The sequence below is a fragment of the Micromonospora sp. NPDC003776 genome (genome assembly GCF_053605645.1).
Map to the genome: position 1 here is coordinate 1 of NZ_JBSGJR010000520.1, position 4,994 is coordinate 4,994.

Sequence of the window (4,994 nt, forward strand, 5' to 3'; positions counted from 1 at the left end):
GTGCCGGCGCCCGCACAGGGACGCCGGCACCACCGCCGCAACCGGCAGTTCACCTGGTGGCTGGGGGTGGGCCGGTGTAGCCGCTGTTCCACCGGAACCGGTTGTTCGGCTGCGCGTACTCCTCCATGACGTGGGCGATCCAGCCCGCCGTCCGGGCGATCGAGAAAATCACCTCGCCCGCGCCCGGCCCCATGCCGGTCGCGTGCGCCAACGCCCCCACCGCGAAGTCGATATTGGGCCTACTGCCCCGCCGCGCCGCCGTCGCGATCAGGTCGTCGACGGTACGCCGTAACTCGCCCTCTACCGGCAGGTCCGCCACGAGATCGAGGAGGGCCGCACCGCGGGGGTCGCCCTGCGGGTACAGCCCATGCCCGAAGCCGGGCAGCCCGCCGGTCCGCAACCATTCGGCGATCGCCGCCGCCGCACCATCCCGCAACGCCGCCTCGATCATCCGGTGGACGCTGCTGCCGACAGCTCCGTGCATCGGCCCGTCCAGCGCGCCGAGGCCCGCCAGCACCGCCGCGTACGGGTTCGCCCGTGTCGACGCCGCTACGCGTACCGCAATGGTCGAGGCGGCCAGGTCATGGTCGGCGAGCAGGACGAGCGTGGCGTTGAGTGCCCGGAGGCCCTCCGCGGACGGAGGCCTGGCCGTCAACCGCGACCACAGGCGGGCGGCGAGGCTGTCGCCGGCGGGTGCCTCGCCTACGACGGGCAGAGCGTCGACCATGGTGGAGAGCAATGCCGGCGCGAGAGCCGTCACGGTCGCGGGCGTCAGGTCGAAGCGCAGCGGGTCCATGGCGGCCGCGACGGCGACGATCACCGGCAGCCGGTCGAAGAGCCGGGCATACGGGGGCAGGTGTCCGCTCGCCTGCCTCGCCCGTTCGAGGGTCTGCGCTGACGCCGCGAAAGCCGGCGGGTGCCGCTCACCCGTCCACAGCCAGTGCGCGATCTCCTCGAACGGAGTCACCGGCGCGAGCTGGGCGACATCCAGTCCCCGGTAGTGGAGCCGCCCGTACGCGATCAACGTGACGGCGGTGCGCATCGCCGGCGCGGCATCGCGTTGCGGCCGGGTCGCCTGCGTGCGGGCGGCCAGCCGCTCGACGTCGGCCAGCCGGAACCGGCTGACCCGCTCGCCCGGAACCTTGACCTTGGCAAGCAACCCTCGGCTGACGTACGCATAGAGCGTCTCTGGCTTGATGCGCAGGCGAAGCGCCACTTCGGCGGTGGTCAGCAGCTGGTCCTCGGGCATGTGGGCACGATCTCATATTGACTGGATCAATGTTGACCGGCCCGGATCGTCGGCGGGACGCTGTGCGCATGGCTGACACCATCACCGCCCCGCGCGGGCTCGCAGGCGTCGTGGTCACCGACACCACGATCGGCCACGTCCGCGGCCACGAAGGCTTCTACCACTACCGGCAGTACTCGGCCATCGAACTGGCCGAGCGCCGGACGCTCGAGGACGTGTGGGCGCTGCTCATCGACGGTTCCCTTCCCGCCGAGCCCAAGGCGCTGCACGAGGAGATCGCGCCGCTGCGCCACATCCCGCCCGCGGTCGCCGCCGCCCTGCCCGGCATCGCGGCGGCGTCGAAGTCTCCGGACCCGATGGGCGCCCTGCGGGCCGCGCTGGCGGTCGCCGGCCTGGCTGCCGGAGCCCGCCCGCTCTACGACACGTCGCCCGCCGAACGGCGCGCGCAGGCCATGGCACTCTGCGCCCTGGTGCCGAGCCTGCTGGCGGCGTTGTTCCGGCTACGAGCGGGCCTGGAGCCGATCGAGCCGCGTGATGACCTGCCGCACGCGGCGAACTACCTGTACATGATCAGCGGCGAGGAGCCGTCCGAGGTTCACGCCCGGGCGATCGAGCGCTACCTGATCGCGACGGTTGATCACGGCTTCAACGCGTCAACCTTCACCGCCCGCGTCATCGCCTCCACCGGCGCCGACATCTACGCCTGCATCGGCGGCGCCCTCGGCGCCCTCTCCGGCCCGCTGCACGGCGGCGCTCCCAGCCGGGCCCTGGACACCCTCGACGCCATCGGCTCGATCGACCGGGCCGACTCGTGGTTGCGCTCGCGGATCCTGAGCGGTGAGCGGATCATGGGCTTCGGGCACCCGGTCTACCGCACTGAAGACCCGCGGTCGCGCATGCTCAAGGGCGTCGCCCAGGACCTCGGCGGGCAGCTGGTGGAGTTCGCCACGGCGGTCGAGGAGCTGGTCCTGTCCTTGCTGGCGGAGCTGAAGCCCGGCCGCGAACTGCACACCAACGTCGAGTACTACGCGGGCGTCGTCATGCAGCTGTGCGGGCTGCCGCGGGAGATGTTCACGCCGACCTTCGCCACCAGTCGGGTCATCGGGTGGTGTGCGAATGTCCTGGAGCAGGCCCAGGACCCGAAGATCATCCGGCCGGACTCGCGGTACGTGGGCCCCCGCCCGCCGCAACCGGTGCCCTGAGAAGTTCAGGATTCGGTCTAGAGTCGGCCGGGTGGGTGATTCAACGATCAGCGAGCGCGACCGGTTGCAGTACTTCCTCGACCAGCAGCGTGCTGCCGTATTGGCGATCATCGAGGGCTTGGACGAGTCGCAGCTGCGCACGCCGGCGCTTCCGTCAGGCTGGACGCCCATCGGGCTGGTCCTGCACCTGGCCGGCGCGGAAGCCGCGTGGTTCCAACGTGTCGTCCTCGGGACCGAACCGCAGGTGAGCTGGGACGACGGCATCGACGACCCGCCCTACGATCCCGAGGCGCCGTTCACGACCGAACACTCCAGCGCCGCGGTGATCGACCACTATCGGCGCCAGTGCGGGATCTCGAACGAGATCCTGCACTCGGTCGACCTGGACGCGGACCTGCTCGGCGAGCATGGGCTCGACTGGCCGGACGAGCCGATCACCGACCTTCGCTGGGTGTGCCTGCACATGATCGAGGAGACCGCACGCCACGCCGGCCACCTTGATGCCGCTCGAGAACTTCTCGACGGTGCCACCGGCTGCGGTCCCCGATAGGTCATCCTCGGATCGGGCCTGATCTCCGTGGCGTTTCTGAGCGCCCCCGGGTCTGGGACCCGGGGGCGCTCAGAACTCAGATGATCTTTACGGGCGCGGAGAGCAGTTCGTTGTCCGCCGGGATCGCGTCGCGGTTCGGGCTCAGGTCCGCGGCGGCCCGGAAGGTGAGCTTCCCGAGCGCCAGGTCGTCCGCGGTCACGGTGTAGGTGAACGCGAATGACGTGGTCTTACCCGTTTCCCCGACCGGGACCAGCTTCTTCACCGCTCCGAGGTGGGAGTAGTCGCCCGGGATGCTCTTGTAGAGGTCCACCTGGACGTTCTCCTCGTACCGGGTGTTCTGGATCTGGGCCTCAACCGTGATGGTGTGCCCGACCCGGGCGCTCGCCGGCACCTTCACCCGCACGATGGCCACGTCATGGGTATGCACCTCGACCACCCGGGTGATCGAGTCGCTGCGTCCGTCCGGCGTCTCCACCCGCAACTGGACCGGGTAGTCGCCGTCGGCGGGGTAGCGGTGGCCGGGGTTCGGCTCCGTGGAGGTCGCGCCGTCTCCGAAGTCCCAGGCGTAGGACGCGAGACCCGCGCCGGCCGGGTCATAGGCGGTGTTGGAGAACGCCACGAGGTCGAACGAATTCGGATCGCTGCGGTAGTAGGCGAAGTTGGCGACGGGATCCGGCGCCTGCGTCAACCGGAAGTCGTGCGAGGCGATGCCGTCCCCGCTGACCTGGAACAGGTACGTCCGGCCGGCTTCCGCCACGAAGGTCAGCGAGCGGTAGTCGTAGAGACCGGTGCACCGGACGAACGACAGGCTGCCGAGCGACGAGCCGCGGTACACGTTGATGCCGGCGTACATCGGGTTGGTCTGAGCGACGACCGACACGGTGGTCGTCGGTGTGTACGAGTACCAGGTGGTGTGCTGCGAGGAGGCGCAGACCGACGTCTCGCCCGCCTCCCGGGTGGCAGCCTCGTAGGGTTGGATGTTCGAGTAGGGCAGCCCGGTGACCGCGATCGCGTCGGCGAAGTTGTCGTTCGGCGGCGGCGGGACGTAGCTGACCGAGAACCGGAGCGACCCGCCACCCACCCCGCCGTTGCCGCAGCAGACCCCGACCATGAACCGGTAGGTGGTCCCGGCGGTGACCGGGAAGGCGACCCTCGACTGCTGGCCCTGGTAGTCGTCGTTGCAGGCCAGCTGGGTGAACGCCCCCGGCTCGCCGGTCCACGCGGAGAGCACCGTGTCGTAGTCGCTGCCGATCGTGTCGGCCTGCAGGCGGCCGTCCCGCTCCGGCGTGACGGTGAACCAGACCGACCCCTTGTTGGAACAGGTCGTCGGGTCGGTCGGGCCCGTCGATGCTCCGCTGGCGTCAATGGTGGTGGTGAAAGGAATGGTCTCCACCGCGATCGCGGCGGAGTAGTCGTCGTTCGTCGGCGCGGCGAAGGCCGCGGTCTGCCCCGCGCCAAGCAGCGCGATCACTCCGACGACAGCGACGACGAGTCGTGCGGCATTGCGTCTGACCACTGGATGTCCTCCCGGGCCCCGTATCCCTCGTGGATATGACCGGCTGAAGGTAAGGCGTGGTATCCAGTGGCATCGCTAAGCGATCCATAACGTGCGGTTAAGGACCCGTCGTCGGCGGGCCGATCAGGGTGCCATGACCTGCCATCGGCTCTGCGGGTTCATCCACGTCCCGGCGAGGATCTCCGCCGACTTCCGGCCGGGGCACTGGTAGATCTTCGACCGGCCGGTGCCGCCGCCGGCTCGGGCCTCCACCTCCCACGACACGCCGTCGGTACGGATGAACACGTCACGGCGCCCCCGCACGGTGCGGTCGCCGTTCCACCAGTGACGCTCGGTCTTCACCCCCCGACCGTATAGCACCGAGTCGGCGGGTGGAACTCAGCGATCTTGATCGCTCGGAGGTCGACGAGGTGCTTGAGCACCTGCTGGTTGGCGGAGCCGCCCTGGCCCGCGCCCCCGAAGGATGCGTGTCCCGCC

Annotated in this window: 5 protein-coding genes; 2 read left to right on the forward strand and 3 right to left on the reverse strand. The window is 69.9% G+C overall.

Annotation, left to right across the window (positions count from 1 at the left end; genetic code table 11):
- Positions 1-49: 49 nt before the first annotated feature.
- Positions 50-1,249 carry a citrate/2-methylcitrate synthase gene (locus tag ACWEVO_RS29825; RefSeq protein ID WP_452310804.1) on the reverse strand — a complete coding sequence of 400 codons (1,200 nt, stop codon included), beginning with the start codon at positions 1,247-1,249 and terminating at the stop codon, positions 50-52.
- Between the two features lie 68 nt (positions 1,250-1,317).
- Here ACWEVO_RS29825 and ACWEVO_RS29830 point away from each other — a divergent pair, with 68 nt between their 5' ends.
- The gene (locus ACWEVO_RS29830) at positions 1,318-2,451 is read left to right on the forward strand and encodes a citrate synthase (protein WP_452310805.1); all 1,134 of its coding nucleotides are present in this window, start codon (positions 1,318-1,320) and stop codon (positions 2,449-2,451) included.
- 64 nt (positions 2,452-2,515) lie between these two features.
- Positions 2,516-3,001 carry a DinB family protein gene (locus ACWEVO_RS29835; protein WP_452310806.1) on the forward strand — a complete coding sequence of 162 codons (486 nt, stop codon included), beginning with the start codon at positions 2,516-2,518 and terminating at the stop codon, positions 2,999-3,001.
- Positions 3,002-3,077: 76 nt separating this feature from the next.
- Here ACWEVO_RS29835 and ACWEVO_RS29840 read toward each other — a convergent pair whose 3' ends face one another.
- A complete protein-coding gene (locus ACWEVO_RS29840) occupies positions 3,078-4,517 on the reverse strand; it encodes a PKD domain-containing protein (RefSeq protein ID WP_452310807.1) in 1,440 nt (479 codons plus the stop codon).
- 123 nt (positions 4,518-4,640) lie between these two features.
- Complete coding sequence (locus ACWEVO_RS29845) at positions 4,641-4,859, reverse strand: hypothetical protein (protein ID WP_452310808.1); 219 nt, start codon at positions 4,857-4,859, stop codon at positions 4,641-4,643.
- Between the last annotated feature and the right edge of the window lie 135 nt (positions 4,860-4,994).